Origin of the sequence: Mesorhizobium sp. M0018, from assembly GCF_040323955.1 — a bacterium.
Taxonomy (GTDB): Bacteria; Pseudomonadota; Alphaproteobacteria; order Rhizobiales; family Rhizobiaceae; genus Mesorhizobium.
On record NZ_JAMYVL010000004.1, the window covers coordinates 227,310 to 249,526 of the forward strand.

25 protein-coding genes are annotated in these 22,217 nt (G+C 62.7%); 7 read left to right on the plus strand and 18 right to left on the minus strand.

Annotation, left to right across the window (positions count from 1 at the left end):
- The 4 genes from NKJ81_RS07715 to coxB form a co-directional block, all read right to left on the minus strand.
- Positions 1-168 carry a cytochrome c oxidase system small membrane protein gene (locus NKJ81_RS07715; protein ID WP_023674135.1) on the minus strand — a complete coding sequence of 56 codons (168 nt, stop codon included), beginning with the start codon at positions 166-168 and terminating at the stop codon, positions 1-3.
- Entirely contained in the window at positions 165-1,109 is a 945-nt protein-coding gene (locus NKJ81_RS07720; RefSeq protein ID WP_352470654.1) for a heme o synthase, read from the minus strand. The genes NKJ81_RS07715 and NKJ81_RS07720 overlap by 4 nt, the downstream gene beginning before the upstream one ends.
- Before the next feature lie 76 nt (positions 1,110-1,185).
- Complete coding sequence (gene ctaD, locus NKJ81_RS07725; RefSeq protein WP_352470655.1) at positions 1,186-2,838, minus strand: cytochrome c oxidase subunit I; 1,653 nt, start codon at positions 2,836-2,838, stop codon at positions 1,186-1,188.
- Positions 2,839-2,876: 38 nt separating this feature from the next.
- Positions 2,877-3,755: a cytochrome c oxidase subunit II gene (gene coxB / locus NKJ81_RS07730; protein WP_352470656.1), complete on the minus strand. Its 879-nt coding sequence runs from the start codon at positions 3,753-3,755 to the stop codon at positions 2,877-2,879.
- A 372-nt stretch (positions 3,756-4,127) separates the two neighbouring features.
- Between coxB and NKJ81_RS07735 the strand changes: the two genes are divergently transcribed.
- The 4 genes from NKJ81_RS07735 (at position 4,128) to NKJ81_RS07750 (ending at position 6,994) form a co-directional block, all read left to right on the plus strand.
- On the plus strand, positions 4,128-4,652 hold the full coding sequence (locus tag NKJ81_RS07735; RefSeq protein ID WP_352449887.1) for an invasion associated locus B family protein: 525 nt from the start codon (positions 4,128-4,130) through the stop codon (positions 4,650-4,652).
- 126 nt (positions 4,653-4,778) lie between these two features.
- Entirely contained in the window at positions 4,779-6,191 is a 1,413-nt protein-coding gene (gene tldD / locus NKJ81_RS07740; RefSeq protein WP_352540101.1) for a metalloprotease TldD, read from the plus strand.
- Positions 6,192-6,342: 151 nt separating this feature from the next.
- Complete coding sequence (locus tag NKJ81_RS07745) at positions 6,343-6,618, plus strand: AbrB/MazE/SpoVT family DNA-binding domain-containing protein (protein WP_352449889.1); 276 nt, start codon at positions 6,343-6,345, stop codon at positions 6,616-6,618.
- Entirely contained in the window at positions 6,605-6,994 is a 390-nt protein-coding gene (locus NKJ81_RS07750) for a type II toxin-antitoxin system VapC family toxin (RefSeq protein WP_023674128.1), read from the plus strand. The genes NKJ81_RS07745 and NKJ81_RS07750 overlap by 14 nt, the downstream gene beginning before the upstream one ends.
- A 54-nt stretch (positions 6,995-7,048) precedes the next feature.
- Here NKJ81_RS07750 and NKJ81_RS07755 read toward each other — a convergent pair whose 3' ends face one another.
- The 3 genes from NKJ81_RS07755 to NKJ81_RS07765 all read right to left on the minus strand — a co-directional run bounded on the left by NKJ81_RS07755 (position 7,049) and on the right by NKJ81_RS07765 (position 9,513).
- The gene (locus NKJ81_RS07755; RefSeq protein WP_352470658.1) at positions 7,049-7,420 is read right to left on the minus strand and encodes an antitoxin Xre/MbcA/ParS toxin-binding domain-containing protein; all 372 of its coding nucleotides are present in this window, start codon (positions 7,418-7,420) and stop codon (positions 7,049-7,051) included.
- Positions 7,421-7,495: 75 nt separating this feature from the next.
- The gene (locus NKJ81_RS07760) at positions 7,496-8,737 is read right to left on the minus strand and encodes a class I SAM-dependent RNA methyltransferase (protein ID WP_352540102.1); all 1,242 of its coding nucleotides are present in this window, start codon (positions 8,735-8,737) and stop codon (positions 7,496-7,498) included.
- Entirely contained in the window at positions 8,734-9,513 is a 780-nt protein-coding gene (locus tag NKJ81_RS07765) for a TlyA family RNA methyltransferase (protein ID WP_352470660.1), read from the minus strand. Before NKJ81_RS07765 ends, NKJ81_RS07760 begins: the two co-directional genes overlap by 4 nt.
- Before the next feature lie 175 nt (positions 9,514-9,688).
- Between NKJ81_RS07765 and NKJ81_RS07770 the strand changes: the two genes are divergently transcribed.
- Positions 9,689-10,090 (plus strand): GFA family protein, encoded by a 402-nt coding sequence (locus NKJ81_RS07770; RefSeq protein WP_352449893.1) that lies wholly within the window; start codon positions 9,689-9,691, stop codon positions 10,088-10,090.
- 27 nt (positions 10,091-10,117) lie between these two features.
- Here the strand turns inward: NKJ81_RS07770 and NKJ81_RS07775 are convergent, their stop codons facing one another.
- The 7 genes from NKJ81_RS07775 to NKJ81_RS07805 all read right to left on the minus strand — a co-directional run bounded on the left by NKJ81_RS07775 (position 10,118) and on the right by NKJ81_RS07805 (position 15,892).
- Positions 10,118-10,411 carry a hypothetical protein gene (locus NKJ81_RS07775; RefSeq protein ID WP_352449894.1) on the minus strand — a complete coding sequence of 98 codons (294 nt, stop codon included), beginning with the start codon at positions 10,409-10,411 and terminating at the stop codon, positions 10,118-10,120.
- Positions 10,412-10,622: 211 nt separating this feature from the next.
- On the minus strand, positions 10,623-12,536 hold the full coding sequence (gene dxs / locus NKJ81_RS07780) for a 1-deoxy-D-xylulose-5-phosphate synthase (RefSeq protein WP_352540103.1): 1,914 nt from the start codon (positions 12,534-12,536) through the stop codon (positions 10,623-10,625).
- An 81-nt stretch (positions 12,537-12,617) separates the two neighbouring features.
- Complete coding sequence (locus NKJ81_RS07785) at positions 12,618-13,538, minus strand: pirin family protein (RefSeq protein ID WP_352540104.1); 921 nt, start codon at positions 13,536-13,538, stop codon at positions 12,618-12,620.
- A 9-nt stretch (positions 13,539-13,547) separates the two neighbouring features.
- Complete coding sequence (locus NKJ81_RS07790; RefSeq protein ID WP_352540105.1) at positions 13,548-13,814, minus strand: DUF2277 domain-containing protein; 267 nt, start codon at positions 13,812-13,814, stop codon at positions 13,548-13,550.
- Positions 13,815-13,923: 109 nt separating this feature from the next.
- Positions 13,924-14,175: an exodeoxyribonuclease VII small subunit gene (locus NKJ81_RS07795; RefSeq protein WP_031211056.1), complete on the minus strand. Its 252-nt coding sequence runs from the start codon at positions 14,173-14,175 to the stop codon at positions 13,924-13,926.
- 3 nt (positions 14,176-14,178) lie between these two features.
- A complete protein-coding gene (locus tag NKJ81_RS07800; RefSeq protein ID WP_352470663.1) occupies positions 14,179-15,105 on the minus strand; it encodes a histone deacetylase family protein in 927 nt (308 codons plus the stop codon).
- Between the two features lie 133 nt (positions 15,106-15,238).
- Complete coding sequence (locus NKJ81_RS07805) at positions 15,239-15,892, minus strand: TetR/AcrR family transcriptional regulator (RefSeq protein WP_352470664.1); 654 nt, start codon at positions 15,890-15,892, stop codon at positions 15,239-15,241.
- A 118-nt stretch (positions 15,893-16,010) separates the two neighbouring features.
- Here NKJ81_RS07805 and NKJ81_RS07810 point away from each other — a divergent pair, with 118 nt between their 5' ends.
- Positions 16,011-17,234, plus strand: a complete 1,224-nt coding sequence (locus NKJ81_RS07810) for an MFS transporter (protein ID WP_352470665.1) — start codon at positions 16,011-16,013, stop codon at positions 17,232-17,234.
- Positions 17,235-17,292: 58 nt separating this feature from the next.
- On the opposite strand, the gene ribB is transcribed toward NKJ81_RS07810, so the two are convergent.
- Both ribB and aroC read right to left on the minus strand, forming a co-directional pair.
- Positions 17,293-18,393, minus strand: coding sequence for a 3,4-dihydroxy-2-butanone-4-phosphate synthase (ribB, locus tag NKJ81_RS07815; protein ID WP_352449900.1), 1,101 nt, complete (start codon positions 18,391-18,393; stop codon positions 17,293-17,295).
- Positions 18,394-18,569: 176 nt separating this feature from the next.
- On the minus strand, positions 18,570-19,670 hold the full coding sequence (gene aroC / locus NKJ81_RS07820; RefSeq protein ID WP_352470666.1) for a chorismate synthase: 1,101 nt from the start codon (positions 19,668-19,670) through the stop codon (positions 18,570-18,572).
- Between the two features lie 275 nt (positions 19,671-19,945).
- Between aroC and NKJ81_RS07825 the strand changes: the two genes are divergently transcribed.
- Positions 19,946-20,209 carry a DUF1344 domain-containing protein gene (locus tag NKJ81_RS07825; RefSeq protein WP_023716902.1) on the plus strand — a complete coding sequence of 88 codons (264 nt, stop codon included), beginning with the start codon at positions 19,946-19,948 and terminating at the stop codon, positions 20,207-20,209.
- Positions 20,210-20,272: 63 nt separating this feature from the next.
- Here the strand turns inward: NKJ81_RS07825 and NKJ81_RS07830 are convergent, their stop codons facing one another.
- Together NKJ81_RS07830 and fabI are read right to left on the minus strand one after the other, a co-directional pair.
- Positions 20,273-20,860, minus strand: coding sequence for a histidine phosphatase family protein (locus tag NKJ81_RS07830; protein WP_352456876.1), 588 nt, complete (start codon positions 20,858-20,860; stop codon positions 20,273-20,275).
- A gap of 31 nt (positions 20,861-20,891) precedes the next feature.
- The gene (gene fabI / locus NKJ81_RS07835; protein WP_352449903.1) at positions 20,892-21,713 is read right to left on the minus strand and encodes an enoyl-ACP reductase FabI; all 822 of its coding nucleotides are present in this window, start codon (positions 21,711-21,713) and stop codon (positions 20,892-20,894) included.
- Positions 21,714-22,217 lie beyond the last annotated feature (504 nt).

Consider the following 22,217-nt stretch of genomic DNA (forward strand, 5'->3'; position numbering starts at 1 on the left):
TCACATCGAGCCGGGGAAACTGTGACCAAATTTCACGATGGTCGCGACGTAGAATATGACGACCAGCGCCGCCAGCGCGAAACCGATTGCGGCCGAGCGATTGCGGCGGGCCTTCTGCTGACGTTCGGTCAACGTGACCAGTTCAAGCTTCTTTTCGGCCATGCTCATGCTCCACCAATGGTCAGCGCGCGCGCGACGACACAATCGCCAAGGTAGGCGGCGAAGATGGCGAAGAGATAGAGCAGCGAATAGCCGAACAAGGCCTTGGCCGGCTTCATCGCCCGGTCGTCATCGGCCATTTGCAGCACCCTCCACGCATACCAGACGAAGCCGGCGCCGAGCAGCAATGCAACGATGCCATAGACCGGCGTGGTGAACCCGAGAACCCAGGGCAGCACGCCAACCGGCGCGAGGACCAGCGCATAGGCAAAGATCTGGCGTCTGGTCGAGGCCTGGCCGGCGACATTCGGCATCATCGGAATGCCTGCCTTGGCGTAGTCCTCCGACTTGAACAGCGCGAGCGCCCAGAAATGTGGCGGCGTCCACAGGAAGATGACCAGGAACAGCACCAAGCTTTCGAGGCTGACCGATCCGGTTACCGCCGCCCAGCCTATGACCGGCGGAATGGCACCGGCAGCCCCGCCGATGACGATGTTCTGCGGCGTCCAGCGCTTCAGCCACATCGTATAGATGACGGCATAGAAAAAGATGGTGAAGGCCAGAAGCGATGCTGCCAACCAGTTGACCAGCACGCCGAGCGTCATCACCGACAGAACCGACAGCACCAGCCCGAAACTCAATGCCTCGCCTGGCCGGATACGGCCGGCCGGCACGGGACGGCCGGCGGTGCGCGTCATCACCGCATCGATGTCTGCGTCATACCACATGTTGAGCGCACCGGAGGCGCCGGCGCCGATGGCAATAGCTAGGATCGCGATCACCGCCAGCAGCGGATTGATGGTCACCGGAGCGGCGACCATGCCGACAAACGCAGTGAACACCACCAGCGACATGACGCGCGGCTTCAGCAGGGCGAAGAAATCGCCCGCCGTCGCTTCCGACATGCGGAAGCCCGGCTCGTCAATCAGTCTGTCTTCGGCAAGGGCCATGCGTACTTAAAGTCCATCATTCCGTTGGCCAAAACCGCCGGTCGGCCGGCGGCTCCGTATTAAAGGAGGCAACCGCCTACTTGATCTTCGGCAACTGTTCCCACTGGTGGAACGGCGGCGGCGAAGGCAGCTGCCATTCCAGCGTGGTCGCACCCTCGCCCCAAGGATTGGCGCCGGCGACCCGCTTCTTCTGGAACGCCTCGAAGACGCCGAACAGGAAGATGACGACGCCGATAGCCGAGATGTACGAGCCGTAGGACGACACCATGTTCCAGCCGGCGAAGGCATCCGGATAGTCGATATAGCGACGCGGCATACCGGAAAGGCCGAGGAAGTGCTGCGGGAAAAAGACCAGGTTGACGCCGACAAAAGTGACCCAGAAGTGGGTGTTCGCGATCACCGGCGAATACATGTAGCCGGTCATTTTCGGGAACCAGTAGTACCAGCCGGCGAAGATCGCGAAGACCGCGCCCAGCGACAGCACGTAGTGGAAGTGCGCGACCACGAAATAGGTGTCGTGCAGCGGGCGGTCGAGGCCGGCATTGGCCAGCTGCACGCCGGTGACGCCGCCAACAGTGAACAGGAAGATGAAGCCGATCGCCCACAGCATCGGGGTCTTGAGCGAAATCGACCCGCCCCACATAGTGGCGATCCACGAGAAGATCTTCACACCCGTCGGCACCGCGATGACCATGGTGGCGAAGACGAAATAGCGCTGGGTGTCGAGCGATAGGCCCGTCGTGTACATGTGGTGGGCCCAGACGATGAAGCCCACCGCGCCGATGGCTACCATCGCATAGGCCATGCCGAGATAGCCGAACACCGGCTTCCTCGAAAAGGTCGAGATGATATGGCTGATGATACCGAAACCCGGCAGGATCAGAATGTAGACCTCCGGATGGCCGAAGAACCAGAACAGGTGCTGGAACAGGATCGGATCGCCGCCACCGTCCGGGGCGAAGAAGGTGGTGCCGAAATTGCGGTCGGTCAACAGCATGGTGATGCCGCCGGCCAGCACCGGAAGCGACAGAAGCAGCAGGAAGGCGGTAATCAGCACAGACCAGGCGAAAAGCGGCATCTTGTGCATGGTCATGCCGGGCGCGCGCATGTTGAAGATGGTGGTGATGAAGTTGATGGCGCCAAGAATCGAGGAGGCGCCGGCGATGTGGATTGACAGGATCGCCAGGTCCATGGCCGGTCCGGGCTGGCCCGATGTCGACAATGGCGGATAAAGCGTCCAGCCGCCGCCGACGCCGTAGGCGCCGGGCGCACTCGGGACGAAGGCCGAGAAAATCAGCAGGATGAAAGCCGGCGGCAGCAGCCAGAACGAGACGTTGTTCATGCGCGGGAAGGCCATATCCGGCGCGCCGATCATGATCGGCACCATCCAGTTGGCAAAGCCGCCGATCAGCGCCGGCATCACCATGAAGAAGATCATGATCAGCGCATGCGCGGTGGTGAAAGCATTGTACATGCTCTTGCCCCCGTCGATGGCGGCGTCGCCATTCATGCCGTAGACCATCTGCGCCAGGCCAGTGAATATCTGGATGCCCGGCTCCTGCAATTCCATGCGCATGACGACCGACAAGGCGCCACCGATGCAGCCCGCCATGATCGCGAAGATCAGATAAAGCGTACCGATGTCCTTGTGGTTGGTCGAATACACCCACCGGACCCAGCCATGATACGGCTTGTGGTCGTGGTCGTCGTGAGCTGCAGCGTGCGCCATGGTCGGCTCCGTTCCCTGAATCTTTTCTGGTCGCGGCATCAATTGCCGGCGGCCGCTACCTTGTTCGTGCCATCGACCTCGGCCATCAGCGCCTTGTTGGCGCCGGGAAGGTCGGTTTTGGCTGCCGCCAGCCAGGTCTTGTATTGTGCATCGGAGACGACGCGAATGGCGATCGGCATGAAGGCGTGGTCCTTACCGCAGAGTTCCGAGCACTGGCCGTAATAGAGGCCTTCCTTGTCGGCCTTGAACCAGACCTCGTTGATGCGGCCCGGCACCGCGTCGGTCTTGATGCCGAAGGACGGCATGGCAAAGGCGTGAATGACGTCGGTCGCCGTCACCAGCACGCGGGTCATGGTGCTGACCGGCACCACCATCTCATTGTCGACGGCGAGCAGGCGCGGATACGCGGCGCGATCTTCCTTGCCGGCAGCAGCCCTGTCAGCATCCTGAAGGATCGCGGAATTAAAGGAAAGCGTGTTGTCGACCTGGTATTCGTAGTCCCAGTTCCACTGATTGCCGGTCGCCTTGACGGTCAGCTTGGCTTCTTCCGGCGGCGTGTATTGCGCGGTCAGCAGCTGGAACGAGGGAATGGCGAGACAGAGCAGGATGACGACGGGACCGACAGTCCAGATGACCTCGATCAGCGTGTTGTGGCTGGTGCGCGACGGCGTCGGGTTGACGCTCGCCCGGAACCGCAAAATGCAGTAGGCAATCAGGAAAAGCACCAAGGCGGTGATCACAATGATGAACGCGAACGAGTAGTTCCCGAACCACTCGATCTGCCGCATAATGTCGGTCGCCGGAGGCTGAAAACTGGTTTCCCAAGGTTGGGGCTGGGCTGCATGAGCGGATGCAGCGGCAAACAACGCGGCGGCGGCACTAGCTACGATTTTGGCGGTTGCCAGGAATTTTTTCATCGCCCTCGTCATCTCCCAGTTCCTCGCGATCGGACCGCAAGAATGTCGAACAATGGCCGGGACGGGAATCCCGGACAATTCAAGGCTGGTTCAAACCATACTCTATTTGCCTCCGCAAGAAAGGAGCGCCGGAACCCGTGCGGCATTTTTGCGCGCAAGTGCGGCGCTGGCTTCGTGCGGTGACGGCTCGCCGCGAATCACCAGAGCGGCATCCGGGTAGAATGAGCCGCGCGGCGTGCGGAGCCGTCGCAATTAGGGCGAAATTGGCACTGAAAAGCGCATTGTCGCCTGTGTCGGGGCAGATCGCCGGGGTCTCGTCCTTTACTTGGGTTTAGTGCGGCTTAAAGTGCCGTGATTCGCAATGGAGCCGTCATGAACCCTTGGCTTTCGAGAACCTTGGCGAAGGTCATCTTTGTTGCCGCCGCAATAGGCTTGTCCGGTGCCGGCCTGGCCAATGCCGCGCAGCCAAGCGGCACGGTGAAGTCAACGCATGGGGCGTGGTCGATCATCTGCGATACGCCCGCCGGTGCTACATCCGAACAATGCGTGATGATGCAGAACGTCGTCGCCGAGGACCGTCCGGAAATGGGTCTTTCCGTCGTCGTGCTGCGCACAGCCGACAACAAGGCCGAAATCCTGCGTGTGCTGGCGCCGCTCGGCGTGCTGTTGCCCAACGGCCTCGGCCTCAATGTCGACGGCAAGGATATCGGCCGCGCCTATTTCGTGCGCTGTTTCCAGGACGGCTGCTATGCCGAGGTCATCCTGGAAAAGCCGCTGCTCGACACGCTGAAGACCGGTACGTCCGCCACCTTCATCGTCTTCCAGACGCCGGAAGAGGGCATCGGCATTCCCGTCGACCTCAAGGGTTTCGCCGACGGCTTCGCCGCCCTGCCTTGAGACTGGGTCTTGTAGCAGATCCAGTGATGTTGACCGGCCGGGTCACGGCAAATCTCATTTCAGATTGTCTGTGCGGGCCTTCGCGCCTACATCGTGGGAAACAATCCTCCTGCGAATGGACCTGCCATGAACAGCCTGATCGGCCAATTTGACATTTCCGACGATCGCATCAAGCAAATCGTTGCCGAGACTATTAACGGCGCCGACGACGGCGAACTGTTTCTCGAATATAGCGAAAGCGAATCGCTGATGTTCGACAATGGCAAGCTGAAGACCGCGAATTTCAACACCGACCAGGGTTTCGGCCTGCGTGCCGTCGCCGGCGAAGCCAGCGGCTACGCCCATTCCAGCGATCTCTCCGAAGCCTCGCTGCTGCGCGCCGCCGATGCCGTTTCGACGGTGAAGAGCGGCTATTCCGGTACGCTTGCCGCAGCGCCTGCCCGCACCAACCGCCATCTCTACGGCGACGGAAACCCTATCCCCTCGCCTTCCTTCGAGGCCAAGGCCAAGCTGCTTCAGGAAATCGATGCATGGCTGCGGGCCGAGGATCCGCGCGTCAGGCAGGTGACGGCATCGCTCGCCGCCTCCTGGCAGCATGTCGAGATCGTGCGCGCCGACGGCCAGATGGTGCGCGACATCCGTCCGCTGGTCAGGATCAACGTGTCGGTGGTGGTCGGCGACGGCGACCGCCAGGAGAGCGGCTCCTACGGCATGGGAGGCCGCAAGGATTTTGGTGAATTCCTGATCGAGGACAGCTGGCGGCACGCGGCCAAGGAGGCATTGCGGCAAGCGCTGGTCAATCTCGAAGCGGTTCCAGCACCTGCCGGCACTTTCGACATCGTGCTGTCGAGCGGCTGGCCGGGCGTCATGTTGCACGAGGCCGTCGGCCACGGGCTGGAGGGCGATTTCAACCGCAAGAAGACGTCGGCCTTTGCCGGCCTGCTTGGCCAGCAGGTGGCGGCGAAAGGCGTCACCGTCGTTGACGACGGCACCCTGCCCGAGCGGCGTGGCTCGCTTACCGTCGACGATGAGGGCACGCCATCGGCCCATAACGTGCTGATCGACGATGGCAAGCTGGTCGGCTACATGCAGGACCGCCAGAACGCCCGGCTGATGGGCATGAAAGCCACCGGCAACGGGCGACGCCAAGGTTACGCGCACGAGCCTATGCCGCGCATGACCAACACCTACATGACAGCGGGCGACATGGAGCCGAACGAGATCATCGCCTCGGTCAAGAACGGCATCTATGCCGTGTCGTTCGGTGGCGGCCAGGTTGACATCACTTCGGGCAAGTTCGTGTTCGGCTGCACCGAAGCCTACATGATCGAGAACGGCAAGGTGACGCAACCGATCAAGGGCGCCATGCTGATCGGCAACGGGCCGGATGCCATGCATCGTGTGGCGATGATCGGCAACGACATGAAGCTCGACACCGGCATCGGCATGTGTGGCAAGGCCGGACAGGGCGTGCCGGTCGGCGTCGGCCAGCCGCATCTCAGGATGAACCAGATGACAGTCGGCGGCACCAGGGTTTGATGGAGTTGACGCCGAATTATCGCCGCTCCGGAACAACCAATCCCCGTCGCCCACTGCCTTGTCATCGCTTTAAGTAGGAGTAGCTTGCGCCTTGAATTTGCGGAGAGCTTCGACTATCTTACATTCGTCTTACACCTAAGGACGTGCGCAGATGGCTGCCGCAAAGAAGCTCGTAACTACGGTCTCGACCAAGGGACAGGTCATCCTGCCCAGCGCGATCCGGAAACGGAGGGAATGGCATGCCGGCACACGCCTTCTGGTCGAGGATACCCCGGAGGGCGTGCTACTGAAGCCTGCGCCAGTCTTCGCCGAGACACGGCCAGAGGACGTGTTTGGATCGCTGCGCTATAGTGGCAGGCCGAAGACGTTGGAGGAAATGGACGCGGGCGTGCTCGCCGAAGCGCGGCGGCGCCATGCTCGCAATTGATACCAACCTGATCGTCCGCTACCTGACGGGCGATCACCCGTCGCAGTCTTCCCGCGCCCGGGCGCTGATCGATAGCCAGCCGGTCTTTGTCGCCGTCACGGTGATGCTGGAAGTCGAATGGGTGTTGCGCAGCGCCTACGGTTTTGCGCCGCTTGAAATCGCCCGTACGCTACGGGTGTTTAGCGGGCTTCCCACGGTAGAGGTGGAAGACGGGGCGGTCGTGTCGTCCGCGCTCGACCTCTCGGAACAGGGGTTGGATTTCGCTGATGCGCTGCATCTGGGCAAGTCCGCTCACTGCGCTGGCTTCGCGACTTTTGACCGCAAGTTCGTCAGGGCCGCGAAGGCGGCCGGATACGAACGCGTGCAAGAAGCATAGCAGCTCACAGCGGCCCAGCGCGGCACAAAAGCGCGCCACAGGGTCAGCCTGGTTTCAGGCATAGATGCCGGAGCGGACTGCCTCCAGATAGGCAAGCACCTTGTCCGTCTTGCCTTCGCGAACCAGATCGTAGGCGGTCTTTCCGGCCCAACCGGGGATCGGCTGATGCTTGAACCAGATCGCCGCACGATGTTCATCACCGGCCATCTCGCCGGCCATCGCCAGGATACGGACGATGGGACTCAATGCGGCGTCGACCTTGCGCGCACCGGACTCGGCGGCAAGCGTGTTGCGCGCGAGACCGGTCAGCCCCGCCAGTTCTGTCGTATTGACCCCTAGCAGTTCAGCGACCCGCCTTGGCGAGAGAAACGGCGCCCGCTCCTCGCCGAAGCACGATGGCGAAATTTCGAAGGCTGCGGTGCTCATGGCAATTCCCTAGCACGGTCTGAACGACGTGCGCTAAAAATGTGCTTTTTTGGTGCGCGTTTCAGGCCCTGGCTGCTAGCGTCTTCGTCTCGGCTTCTCCAACAGCGCCACGGCCTCGACATGCGGCGACCACAGGAACTGGTCGATCGGCGTCACGCTCTTCAGGGTATAGCCGCCGTCCATGAGGATGCGTAGGTCCCGCGCCAGCGTTACCGGATTGCAAGACACCGCAGCGACGAGCGGCACGTAGGAGCGCGCGATCTGCTTCGACTGGTCCTCGGCGCCGGCGCGAGGCGGGTCGAAGACAACGCCGTCAAAGGCATTCAACTCCTTGAATGTGAGCGGCCTCCGGAACAGGTCGCGACGTTCGCCGGTCACCCGCTTCAGGCCGCTGGCGAAACGGAATGCCCGGTCGAGCGCCGCGAGTGCTGCCGCATCGCCTTCCACCGCATGAACCTCCGATCTTGCGGCCAGGCGCAGCGCGAAGCTGCCGCAGCCGGCGAACAGATCGGCGACCTTTTTGGCGCGCGCGAAATGCTGGCCGACAATGTTGGCCATCGCCTGTTCGGCAGCCTCGGTCGCCTGCAGGAAAGCGCCCGGAGGCACTGCGACGGCGACGCCACCAAACAGGACGACCGGTTTGTTTGGTTCGATAATGATCTCGCCGTCGACCGACAGCCTGGCCAGCCCCTCGGCGATGACGAAGTTGGAAGCGACGCGGCGCTGGTTCTCGCCGAGCTTGCCGGAATCGTGAACCGCGACATCGAGGCCGGAACCGGTCACCGTCACCGCCATGTGGAACGATTTGGTCGTGGTGCAGATCAGTCCGGCAAGCATCCTCAAACGGTCGAGCGCAGCGACGATCTGCGGCGCCGAGATCGGGCATTCCTCGATCGAGATGATCTCGGATGACAGCGCGCGAACGAAGCCGAACTGCATTCCCGCCTCGCTCCGCCGGGCGGTGAAGACGACGCGGCGGCGCGTGTGCGGCGCGCACGGCACCAGCGCCCCGACATCGCAAGCGATGCCCTTGCTCTTCAGCGCATGCACGACCTTTTCGCGCTTCCACCGGTGATAGGCTTCAGTCTCGAGATGCTGGACGGCGCAGCCGCCGCATGCGCCGAAATGCCGGCACGGCGGATCGACCCGCAACGGCGAAGCCTCAACGACCGACATCAAGGTGGCGCGATCTTTCTCCCGCGCGGCGGTGACGACCTCTCCCGGCAGCGCGAACGGAATGAAAATCTCGCCGGTTTCCGTCTCGGCGATGCCGTCGCCCTGCGAGCCCAACCTTGCGATCGTGAAACGGGTGCTCATCGCTTCTGGGTCTCGACGTCCTTGATGCCGCCGAGCAGGAACTCGCGGTTGCCGTCGCCGCCCTCTATCGGTGACAGATGAAGCCCCAGCGAGCGCCAGCCGGGAATGGCATCGAGCCAGTCCTGCATCAGGCCGGCAATGCGCGCCGCATCATAGGGGTCCTTAAGCAGGCCGCCCTTGCCGATCGCCTCGCGGCCGGCCTCGAATTGCGGCTTGACCAGAAACACAGCTTTTGCGCCATTCCTGGCCAAGGCAAGCGCCGGCGGCAGCGCCAGTTTCAGCGATATGAAGCTGACATCCGAGACGATGAAATCCGGCACACGGCCGCCGAGATCGGCGGCCGATAGTTGGCGCGCATTCAGGCCTTCAATTACCGTCACGCGCGGATCGCCGGCAATGTCGGAGTGCATCTGGCCGTGCCCGACATCGATCGCGGTGACATGCGCCGCGCCGCGTTCGAGCAGCACCTGCGTAAAGCCCCCGGTCGAGGCGCCGACATCGAGCGCTTCGCTGCCGGTGGGGTCGAGGGCGAAATGCTCGAGACCAGCCTTCAGCTTCAGTGCGGCGCGCGACACGTAACCCTGCGCCGGATCGTCAACGACAATGTTGCACTCAGGCAGAACGGCCTGGCCCGGCTTGAGGGCGACGATGCCATCGACCGTCACGGTGCCGCGCTCGACCGCGTCGCGGGCACGCGAGCGGCTGGCAAACAGACCGCGCTGGACGAGCAATTCGTCGAGCCGCTGGCGTATGCTGGCTGGCGGAAGGGAAGTCATCGGCCTTCATGGCGAATGCCAACGATGATGGCAAGGATATTGGCGATGAGACAATGCATAGTTGGCAACGGGTGAACGCATCAAGCCACTCCGCTGTTTGTCGAACCTCGCACGAGATCCGACGCAATGCTAAGAAAGAGATGCCGTTTAGCCGTCGAAACGTGGAGGAGGAAACATGCTGACGGGAACCTGCCACTGCGGCGCAGCCCACTGGACCCTGGAGGGCGATCCCGGTTCGATCACTGCCTGCAATTGCACACTTTGCCGTCGCTACGGCACGCTCTGGGCTTATGACCATGTCGACGAACGCATCCGCCTTGCCGGGCCCGTAAGCGCCTATCGGCGCGTCGGAAAGGCTCATCCTTCGCTTGAGATTCTCTTCTGCCCAACCTGCGCTTGCGTCCTGGCCTGGCGCGGTTTGCATCCCGATGCGGCTGGGCGCTACCGCATCGCCGTCAATGTGAGGCTTGCGCCGCCCGAGGCCGTCGCCGATCTCCCGATCGACCATTTCGATGGTCTCGATGCATTCGAGGATTTGCCGAGAGATGGTCGCTGTGTGCGGGATATGTGGTTCTAGTTTCTAGAGTCTCTTCGGGATCATGCTTTAGAATATGGTCCGCGAAACCCGCCGTTCGACGGCCGGCGTCAGACCGTCGCTGCTGTCGCCGAACACCTGCGGGCGCGGCCGGTCAACGGAAATTGACGCCTTCGGTGAGGTATCTGGCATGACGACAAATTGCGGCGCCTGCTTGTAGGAAAAGCCGCCACGGATCTCGCCGATCTTGCCGGCGACGATGCCCATCACCGCCTCTTCGAGTTTGCGGTCGTAGCGCGTTTCGGCCCCGGCCGACGCGGCGAAGATGGCCGCAAGCGCGATGCCGCCCAAAAGCGATCTCATTGGTCTTCTTTCCCCTGCCTGGTTGCCTTCTAGCAGGGCAGCGTTGAAGAACGGCCAAAGGACACGGTAAGCAAATCGCCAAACGGCAGCGTAAACAGCAGGTTACGACTGTTCGCCGGCAATTTGATTCAGGCAGTTGAGATATTGATTCAGGCTAGCATCTTGCAGCCAAGTTGAATCGCTTCGGCGTCGCCGGAAATGCGTCTAAAAACTAGGCGCGCTGGGCCTGCGCGGTATGCCCCAGCGCCACGAACACGGTGCGCACGATGCCGGCGCTGTCCAGCCCGGCATCGGCATACATCTTTTCCGGCTTGGCATGGTCGACAAATGTGTCGGGCAGCACCAGCGGGCGCACCTTCAAGCCGCTCTCCAGCAGCCCTTCATGGGCCAGGAACTGCAGCACATGGCTGGCGAAGCCGCCGACCGCGCCCTCTTCCACCGTCACCAGCACCTCGTGTGAACGGGCCAGCCGCCGGATCAGGTCCTCGTCGAGCGGCTTGGCAAAACGGGCATCGGCGACCGTGGTCGAAAGCCCGGCCGCGCCAAGCTCCTCGGCCGCGGCCAGGCAATCCTGCAGCCTGGTGCCGAAGGAAAGCAGCGCAACCTTGGTGCCCTCCCTGACGATCCGGCCCTTGCCGATCTCCAATGCCGAGCCGCGTTGCGGCATCTCGACACCAACGCCGTTGCCGCGCGGGTAGCGGAAGGCGATCGGGCCGTCATCGTAGCTTGCAGCGGTGCGTACCATATGGCGCAGCTCGGCCTCATCGGCCGCGGCCATGACGACGAAACCGGGCAGCGTCGCCAGGAAGGTCGTGTCGAAGGCGCCGCAATGGGTGGCACCATCGGCGCCGACGAAGCCGGCGCGATCGATCGGAAAGCGCACCGGCAATTTCTGGATCGCCACGTCGTGGACGACCTGGTCGTAGGCGCGCTGCAGAAAGGTCGAGTAGATCGCCGCGAAAGGCTTGAAGCCTTCCGTGGCAAGACCGGCGGCGAAGGTCACCGCATGTTGCTCGGCGATGCCGACATCGAAGGTCCTCGCCGGAAACGCTTCGCCGAACAGGTCAAGCCCGGTGCCGTTCGGCATGGCGGCGGTGATGGCGACGATGCGGTCGTCCTCTCGGGCCTCCTGGATCAGGCTTTCGGCAAACACCTTGGTGTAGCTCGGCGCATTGGCGGGCGCCTTGGTCTGGGCGCCGGTGATGACGTCGAATTTGTTGACGCCATGATATTTGTCGGCCGCTGCCTCGGCCGGGGCGTAGCCCTTGCCTTTCTGGGTCACGACGTGGATCAGCACCGGGCCGTCGGCATTGTCGCGGACGTTCTTCAGCACCGGGATCAGGTGCTCGAGGTTGTGACCGTCGATCGGGCCGATGTGGTAGAACCCCATTTCCTCGAACAACGTGCCGCCGGTGACGTAACCGCGCGCATGCTCGACCGCTCGCTTGATGGCGCGATCGGCGCGCTCGCCGAGATACGACGTCAGCTTCTTGCCGAAATCGCGCAAGCCCAGATAGGTCTTGCCCGACGCCAGACGGGCCAGATAGGCGCTCATTGCGCCGGTCGGCGGAGCGATCGACATATCGTTGTCGTTCAAGATGACGATCAGCCGGGCATCGAGTGCGCCGGCATTGTTCATCGCCTCATAGGCCATGCCGGCCGACATGGCGCCGTCGCCGATGACGGCAATGACATTGTTGCGGCCATCGGACAGATCGCGCGCCATCGCCATGCCGAGGCCGGCTGAAATCGAGGTCGAGGAGTGGGCTGCGCCGAACGGATCGTATTCGCTCTCGACGCGACGGGTGAAGCCGGACAGGCCGCCCTCCTGGCGCAGCGTGCGGATGCGGTCGCGGCGGCCGGTCAGGATCTTGTGCGGATAGGCCTGGTGGCCGACGTCCCAGATCAGCCGGTCGTCCGGCGTGTTGAAGACGTAGTGCAGCGCGACGGTCAACTCGACCACGCCAAGGCCGGCGCCGAGATGGCCGCCGGTGTGGGAAACGACGTCGATCAGTTCGGCGCGAAGCTCTGACGCAAGCTGCGGCAGGTCGCCTTCGGCAAGCGTGCGCAAATCGGCTGGGACGCGGACCTTGTCGAGAAGCGGCGTATCGGGCTTTGCGTTCACTGTTTGCGAGCCTGGTCAGATTTTCTGTTCATCGTGAAATATGCCGCTGGCCGGCGAATGTAAATGTGGCGGTAACGCGCATCAGCTTTCGGGCAGCGGGATGAACTCTTGCTCGTCTCCAGGAACGATATCGAAGCGGCCTGTCTTCCATTCTTCTTTCGCCTGCTCGATGCGTTCCTTTGAGGACGATACGAAATTCCACCAGATATAGCGTTTCGAACCGAGCGAGGCGCCGCCAAACAGCATGAAATGGGCGCCGCGTTCCGATGAGACAACGATTTCGTCGCCGGGCCGGAAGACCAGCAGCCGCTCGGCCGGAAAGCGGTCACCGGATATCGAAACCTCGCCTTCCAGCGTATAGATGGCGCGCTCCTCGGCATCGGCCGGGATTTTCACGCTGGCACCCGGCGCCAGCCTGAGATCGGCATAAAGCGTGTCCGAAGCGGTGGCGACCGGGGAGCGCAGTCCGGAAAACGCACCGATGATCACACGGCCGCTGACCCCCTCGGCCTCGACTTCGGGCAGGCGCAGGGCTGCGGTGTTCTCGAAGACCGGCGCGACCTCCTCCTTGCCGTCCGGCAGCGCCAGCCATGTCTGCAGGCCGGAAACCGACATCGGCGCGCCGCGCAGTTCTTCCGGCGTGCGCTCCGAATGGACGATGCCACGGCCGGCGGTCATCAAATTCACGTCCCCGGGCTGGATTACCATCTCGGTGCCGAGCGAATCGCGGTGCCTGATCTTGCCGTCGAACAGGTAAGTCACCGTAGACAGGCCGATATGTGGGTGCGGACGCACGTCGAGCGCCTGGCCCGCTCGCAGAACGGCTGGACCCATGCGGTCGAAGAAGATGAAGGGTCCGACCAGCCGGCGCCTGGCCGTCGGCAAGGCGCGGCGAACCTGAAATCCGCCAATATCCTTGGCATTCGGAATGACCATCAGCTCGATCTGATCGCTGGCGAAGGCATCGCCCATCTGCGGATCGTTTCCGGGAAAGAAGCTCACGCGGTCCCCTCAGGCGAAGCGAAGTGCGGATTTGGCCTTCGCCTTGGCCGCCACCTCTTCGCGATTGCGCGGATGCTGCGTCGCCTCGAGGCTGTCGAGCAATTCGCGCGCCGAGGCGGCAATGGCCTCGACGGCATGGTCGAACGCATGCTGGTTCTGTTTCGACGGCCGCGTCGTTCCGCTCAGCTTGCGGACAAACTGAAGTGCGGCATCGCGGACCTCGTCATTGGTTGCCGGCGGATCGAAATTGAACAGGGTCTTGATGTTTCTGCACATCCTTCGCAATCTCCTCTCGTCCTGGAGCCGTTTCAAACGGGATGAGTTTTACCCTCAATCGTGATGATGTCCAAAGCCGGTAAGCAAAATTGTCGTTCGACGCCGCGCCTCAATCCGCGTCCAACGGCTCTGTCCCCACCGGCTTGCCGTCACGCGACAGCCTGATTTTCTCGACCTTGTCCTCGGCCGCCTTCAGCAGCCGGTCGCAATGCGCCTTCAGCGCCTCGCCGCGCTCGTAGATGCGGATCGACTGGTCGAGCGGAACGTCGCCGCGCTCCAGATCGTCGACGATCCTCTCCAGCGCCTCGAGCGCCTGCTCGAAGCTCATCGCCTTGACGTCCTCGTTGGTCTCACCAGCCATCATCTATCCCTTCATCAGCCGCCCAACATGGGCGGCGACTGAAAATGCCAATCCCTGCAGATCGTAGCCGCCCTCGAGCACGCTGACGAGCCGGTTGCGGCTATGGCGCCCGGCTCGTTCGAGCAACTGGCCGGTCGCCCAGTCGAAATCATCCTCAGTCAGGTTGATCTCGGCCAGCGGATCGCGGTGGTGGGCATCGAAACCGGCGGAGATGATGATGAGATCGGGCGCAAAATTGTCGAGCGCCGGCAGGATGCGTGACAGAAAGGCGTCGCGAAAACTATCGCTGCCGCTCTGCGGCGCCAGCGGCGCGTTGACGATGTTGCCGGCGCCGGTTTCGCTCACAGCCCCGGTTCCCGGGTAAAGCGGCATCTGGTGTGTCGAGCAATAGAGCACCGATGGATCGTCCCAGAAAATGTCCTGCGTGCCGTTGCCGTGATGTACATCCCAGTCGACGACGGCGACACGGTCGGCGCCATGGTTCTTCTGCGCGTAGCGTGCCGCGATCGCGGCGGTGTTGAACAGGCAAAAACCCATGGAGGTGGTCTTTTCGGCATGATGGCCGGGCGGCCGTGCGGCGACGAAGACGTTTTCGGCACGGCCGGTGAAGACGTCGTCGACCGCGGCGTTGGCTGCGCCGATCGCGGTCACGGCCGCCTGCCAGCTCTTCGGGCTGGCGGTGGTGTCGGCATCGATACGGGCGATGCCGGTGTCCGGTATCGCTGCACGGACCCGTTTGACGAATTCGGGCGGATGTGCGTAGAGGATGGTTGCCTCGTTGCCTTCCGGCGCCTGGACGCGATCGAGCGCCGCGAACGCCTCGTCGTCAAGCACACGCTCTATGGCGCGCAAACGGTCCGGCCGCTCCGGATGACCGGGCGGTGTTATGTGCTCGAGGAAAATCGGGTGGGTATAAAGTCGCGTGACCATGCCCCGATATAGGCGCGCCTCGCCGCTTTGGCCATGTTTTCGCGCGCTGGTGAGGCGATGTTCAACAGGGTTTAGGCAACCGGCGTCGGCTGAGCCCACCGCGAGCCGCCTGGGATCGGCGAAAAGAATGACCTCAGGCCGGTGATCGGTCAATCTGGGGCTGCTTCGCTGACGATCGATCAGGCTTAGGCAGCTTGCCGGTGCGATTGAGCAGCCCTTCCAGAAGAACCTTGAACGCCTTCACTGCCTTCTTCGACGTCGCTTCGGGATCGTTCGAATTTGCGATCCACTGCGCCCCATGCAACGAAGCGCCGCTGACCAGCCTTGCCGCGGCTTCGGGATCGACGGCGAGAATTGTCCCCTCGTCGCTCAGTCTTTGCAGGCTCTCCGTCATCGAGCGGATGCATGTGCTCTGGCTTGGCCATTGCGATGGATCGCCGAGCACCGCCGGCCCGTCACGAAGCACGATACGCTGGATCTCCGGCTCCAGCGCCATCTCGATATAGGCGGTGCATTCGTCGACAAAGCCCTGCCAGAGATTGCCCGGCTTGGCCGAAACGACCTTCAGCCGGGCTGCCATTTCGGCGTCGATCTCGGCGATAACCGCCTGGAGTAGGCCCTTCTTGTCGCCGAAGTGATGATAGAGCGCACCGCGCGTCAGCCCGGCCGATGCCGTGAAGTCATCCATCGAGGCTTCGGCATAGCCGAGCGTGCCGAAGGCCTGGCGCGCCGCTCCGATCAGCTTGGCGCGGGTTTCGGCAATCATCTCCTTGCGTGGTCTATGCATGCTCTGGCCCTATTACCATACGTCTCGTATGCCAATTGACATACGCCGCGTATGATCTATTTAAACTCATACGCTACGTATGTAATCGCCGAACCGGCCGTTGTCGAGGAGCCAGACCATGCAAAATCCCTATTCCCAGATCTTTCGCGCGTCGGGCGCCAAGGGCTTTGCCGCCGCCGGCTTCGTTGCCCGGCTGCCGATGGCCATGGCTCCGATCGGGATCGTCGCGATGCTGTCGCAGACCGATGGCGAATACTGGCTGGCCGGTGCCGTCTCCGCGACATATGCGCTGGCCAACGCTTTTGTCGCCCCGCAGGTATCGCGACTGGTGGACCGCCTCGGCCAGACGCGGATTGTGGTGCCGACCACCATGATTTCCACGCTCGCTTTTGCGATCCTGATTGCAGCGGCCAATCAGCATTGGCCGATATGGACGCTATTCGTCTCGGCGCTGCTCGCCGCCATCATGCCCAGCATACCGGCAATGGTGCGCGCACGCTGGACCGAGATTTTTCGCAACCGCCCCGAGTTGAACACGGCGTTCGCCTTCGAGTCGGCGGCGGACGAACTGGTGTACATCGCCGGCGCATCGCTGTCGGTAGGGCTGAGCGTCGCGCTTTTCCCGGAAGCGGGAGTGCTCGCGAGCACATTGTTCCTCGCCTTCGGTTCGACGGCCTTCATCCTGCAGCGTTCGACCGAACCGCGAGCCCGACCGGTGGAACACGGTTCGGGCGGCTCGGCAATCCGGCTGCGGCCGGTCCAGATCATCACCTTGGCCCTGATCTTCATCGGCGCGACCTTCGCCACCACGGAGGTGAGCACCGTGGCGATCACGAAGGAGCTTGCCCAGCCGGGCGCCGCCAGCTTCGTCATCGGCGTCTACGCGCTCGGATCGTTCGTCGTCGGCATCATCATCGGCGCCCTGAACCTGAAAGTGCCGCTGCAGATTCAGCTTGCCATCGCAATCGCCATCATTGCGCTTACCTCGCTGCCGCTGCTCGTCGCCGACACCGTGCCGCTGCTGGCACTGGCCGTCTTCGTCAGCGGCGTGGCAATCTCGCCGACCTTCATCACGGCATTTGGCCTGATCGAACGGCGCGTGCCCGAGGCGGTGCTGACCGAGGGCGTGACCTGGGTGATGACCGGCATCGGCATCGGCATGGCGCTCGGCTCGTTCGCCGCCGGCTGGGTAGTGGACGCTTTCGGCGCGCAGAACGGGTTCTGGGTATCGGTGGCATCGGGCACAATCGCGCTGGTCATCGTGCTCGCCGGCCAGCGCAGCCTTGCCGCGCCGAACTGCGACATGCCTGCATGCGACGCAGCCGCGGTCGCTGCGGAATAGTTTCCGGTGCGTTCGGCCCGAGCCGGGGCCGGACGCATACCAGCACCGTGAGAATGGCCTAAAGAATCTCGGTCTTGGCGATGTGGATGCCAAAACCTTCGAGGCCGACATAATGGCGCTCGCGCGAGGCGATCAGATTGATCGAGGAAATGCCGAGATCCTTGAGGATTTGCGCGCCGAGGCCGATCTCGCGCCATTCGTTTTCGCGGCGACGAGCCTCTTCATGGTCCTCGCGGTCGCCGGCAGCCGGCCGCTTGCGCTCCTGATGGGCGACGCCGACCGAGCCTTCGCGCAGATAGACGATGACGCCGCGTTGGCGCTCGCCCATTGCCTTCATGATGGCGTCCAGCCTGTGGCTGGTGCCGAAGACGTCGCTGACCACGTCCTCGGAATGAAGGCGCACCGGCACCTCGACGCCGTCGCGGATATCGCCGAAGACGACCGCCACGTGATGCATGGAGTCCCAGGGCAGCGTGTAGGTGAAGACCTGCGCCTTGCCGCCCGGCGTCTCGATGTCGGAACAGGCGACGCGCTCGACCAGCGTTTCCTTGCGTTGCCGGTAGCCGATAAGGTCGGCAACCGAGATCTGCTTCAACCCGTGCTTTTCGGCGAAGGCCTGCACCTGCGGGCCACGCATAACGGTGCCGTCATCATTGACCAGCTCGGAAATGACGCCGACCGGCGGCAGGCCGGCGAGCTTGCAGAGGTCGACAGCGGCTTCGGTATGGCCCGAACGCATCAGCACGCCGCCTTCGCGCGCGATCAGCGGAAAGATGTGGCCGGGGCGCACGAAATCGGACGCGCCGACATTGCCGTTGGCGAGATTGCGCACCGTCAGCGTCCGGTCGTCCGCCGAAATGCCGGTCGTGGTGCCGTGCTTGAAGTCGACGCTGACGGTAAAGGCGGTGGTGTGGGCGGAATCATTGTCAGCCACCATCGGCGACAGGTTGAGCCGCTTTGCTTCCTCGCGCGGCATCGGCGTGCAGACGATGCCCGACGTGTTGCGGACGATGAACGCCATCTTTTCCGGCGTGCAATGGACGGCGGCGACGATCAGGTCACCCTCGTTCTCGCGGCCGTCATCGTCCATAACGACGACGATCTCGCCGCGCTCGAAGGCGCGCAGGGCTTCGACGATTTTCTTCTGGTCGTAAGGCATGGGTGCTCGCTTCGCTCGCGGGAACAGGGGAGTAAGGGAGTAGGGCAGTACGGGAGTAGGGAAAAGGAAAAAATGCTGTCGTGGGAGCTGCGTAACCTACTCCCCTACTCCCCTACTCCCCTACTCCCCTACTCCCCTACTCCCCTACTCCCCTACTCCCCTACTCCCCTACTCCCCTACTCCCTTCCCGTTTGTCCCCGATGACGCAGATAATGATCGGCAATGGCGCAGGCAACCATCGCCTCGCCGATCGGTACGGCGCGGATGCCGACGCATGGATCGTGCCGGCCCTTGGTCATGATCTCGACGTCGTTACCGTCCTTGTCGATCGACTTTCGCGGCGTCAGGATCGACGAGGTCGGCTTGACGGCGAAACGCGCGACGATCGCCTGGCCGGTCGAGATGCCGCCGAGGATGCCGCCGGCATTGTTGGACAGGAAGACCGGCTTGCCGTCATTGCCCATGCGCATCTCATCGGCATTCTCCTCGCCGGTGATGCGGGCGGCCTCGAAACCGTTGCCGATCTCGACGCCCTTGACGGCGTTGATCGACATCAGGCCGGCGGCGATGTCCTGGTCGAGCTTGGCATAGATCGGCGCGCCAAGCCCCGCCGGAACGCCGTCGGCGACGATCTCGATGACCGCACCGACCGAGGAGCCCGCCTTGCGGATGCCGTCCAGATATTTCGTGAAGACGGCGACGGACGCCGGATCAGGCGTGAAGAACGGGTTTTCGGCGTCGCCGACGAAATTCCAGTTCCAATTGGCGCGATCGATCGATTTATCGCCCATCGACACCAGCGCGCCGCGCACCACCATGCCGGGCACGACCTTGCGGGCAAGCGCCCCGGCCGCCACCCGCGCCGCCGTCTCACGCGCCGAGGAGCGACCGCCGCCGCGGTAATCGCGCAGGCCGTATTTGACCTCGTAAGTGTAATCGGCATGGCCCGGCCGGAACTGGCGGGCGATGTCGCCATAGTCCTTGGAGCGCTGGTCGACGTTCTCGATCAGCATCGACACCGGCGTGCCGGTGGTGACCATCGTCTCACCGTCCTCATCGAGGATGAAGCCGGACAGGACCTTGACCTCGTCAGGTTCGCGACGCTGCGTTACAAAACGTGACTGGCCGGGGCGGCGCTTGTCGAGTTCGGCCTGGATCTCGTCGCGAGTGAAGCGGATGCCTGGCGGACAGCCGTCGACGACGCAGCCCAGCGCCGGCCCATGGCTTTCGCCCCAGGTGGTGACGCGGAAAAGATGGCCGAACGTGTTGTGCGACATGGAACCAGCCCTGCCGGCGTCGGAGCCGGCCTAGCGCATGACCCCGAAAATCGGAGCGATTTTCGGAAAGGATCATGCACAAAATCAAAAGTGCTACAGCGTCCCTTGCGCGTCCAGGAGGACGCGCGACACTGTCGCCTGCCTTCTATTGGCGTTTTCCACAGTGGTCAAACTGTGATCCCGCGGATTTAGTTTTGACACATTCGATTGGTTTCTGCTCAGTTCCGTTCCGTTGGACCGAGCCGCTGTACCGGCAATGATTAAAGAGGACGATGATGCGTATCCTGATTGGCGCTGTTGCCGCCACGCTGTTGATTTCCACCGCCGCCTTCGCCGGCCAGACCGAAGGCCTGATCAAGAAGGTCGACAAGGATGCGCTGACGCTGACGCTGGACGACGGCAAGTCCTACAAGCTGAACGCCGAAACCGACCTCGATGCGCTGAAGCCAGGCATGGACATCGTCCTCGCCTACGACGTGACCAATGGCGAGAACGTCGTCACCGACATGGAATTGCCGGACACCGGATCGACCGAGTAGGACGCGTCGATATTCAGCTGATGCCGGCCCGACCTGATCTCAACATACGCTAGGTCATCGGTCTCAGAGCCACTCCAGGCGCCGGCCGTCCAGTCTGAGCACGCGATCCTGCGGCACTTCCATGCTGACCGCATCTTGTTCGGACATCCCCAGTACCAAGCGGAACATTACGCGCATGATGCCACCATGGGTCACGCAGACCGTCTGGCGATCGAGCGCGTCGAACCACGGCTTCACCCGTTCGAGCAGCATCTGATAGCTTTCGGCGCCCTCGCCGGGCGGCTGGAAATTCCATTTATCGAGGCGGCGGCGCCTGGTCGAACCGGGATTGTTCGCCTCGAGTTCGGCAAAGGTGAAACCCTGCCAGTCGCCAAAGCTCAATTCCACGAGCAGCGGCTCGGTACGATAGGCGTGCGGATCGAGCTTCATCGCCGCGCGCAGGCGCTCCATCGTCTCGCGCGTGCGCCGCATCGGGCTGGCGACAAAATCGAAATCTTCGGGCTTGTCGATGAGTTCGGCCAGCCTGCGCCCGTTGCGGCTAGCCTGCTCGCGGCCGAGCTCGTTGAGGTCGGTATCGGCCTGCCCCTGCAGCCGGGCCTCGGCGTTCCACGCCGTCTGGCCGTGGCGCACGATATAGACGAGCGGGTACATCAGGTCTTCCGGAAGAGGTCAGGCGGTGGCGTCAGTCCTTGACCGTCGAAATATCCGGCGCGTCGACCGCCTTCATGCCGACGACATGATAGCCGGAATCGACATGATGGATCTCGCCGGTGACGCCGCGCGAAAGGTCGGACAGGAAATAGACGCCGGAATCGCCAACCTCCTCCTGCGTGACCGTCTGCTTCAACGGCGAATTGTATTCGTTCCATTTCAGGATATAGCGGAAATCGCCGATGCCGGATGCGGCAAGCGTCTTGATCGGGCCGGCGGAGATCGCGTTGACACGGATCTTCTTGGCGCCGAGATCGACGGCCAGATAGCGCACGCTGGCTTCGAGTGCCGCCTTGGCAACACCCATGACGTTATAGTGCGGCATCACCTTTTCCGCGCCGTAATAGGTCAGCGTGAGCAGCGAGCCGCCGTCGGTCATCAGCGCCTCGGCACGTTTGGCGATGGTGGTGAAGGAATAGACCGAAATATCCATGGTGCGCAGGAAATTGTCGCGCGTCGTCTCGACATAGCGGCCGGTCAGTTCGTCCTTGTCGGAAAAGGCGATTGCGTGGACGAGGAAATCGAGCTTGCCACCCCAGTGCTTGCTGACATTTTCGAACACCGCATCGAGGCTGGCCGGGTCGGTCACGTCGCAATGGCCGGCGACATGCGCGCCCAGTTCCGCCGCGAGCGGCTCGACGCGTTTCTTGAACGCCTCGCCCTGATAGGTCAGCGCGATCTCGGCGCCATGGTCGACACAGGCCTTGGCGATGCCGTAAGCGATCGAGCGATTGTTGGCGATGCCAAGGATAAGGCCGCGCTTGCCGGCCATAAGGCCCCGTCCACCCGCCATGTCAGCGCTCTCCGAAAGGTTCTCTGCTTTGTGGAGTGCCTATCGCACAGCCACAGTGCCCCTTCAAGCGTTCAAAGCGGACAGTTCGGGGGACAAAAGCGTTTGCTCAACAGCGCCGCGCGTCCTTTGGACGTGCAAAGGACGCTGTAGCGCTTTGACCTTGCAGTCATGGGCCGGTGGGAAAATCCGACACTGGGTGTCCGTGTGGCACGGCGGAAGAGGACCCTTTGGCGGAAGTTCGTTGGCCAGCGGCCGAAGTCACGCTCATGACCCCGAGCCGACAATGGGACCGCTTACATCGAACGACCGCTTGATGTCGCTACCGAGTCCTTCCGTCACAGCAGAATTCCCGTCTCGAATCCTTTGCCACGTGTAGGTTTGACCTCACGGAAGCCGAGAATTACAGATAGACTTATATTAGCAGATGCTATATTAGGGTGCGGGGACGCGAGGGGCCGCTAGTGTACTCGGATTGCCGTCCTTTCCTTAGATTGATTGGGCCAT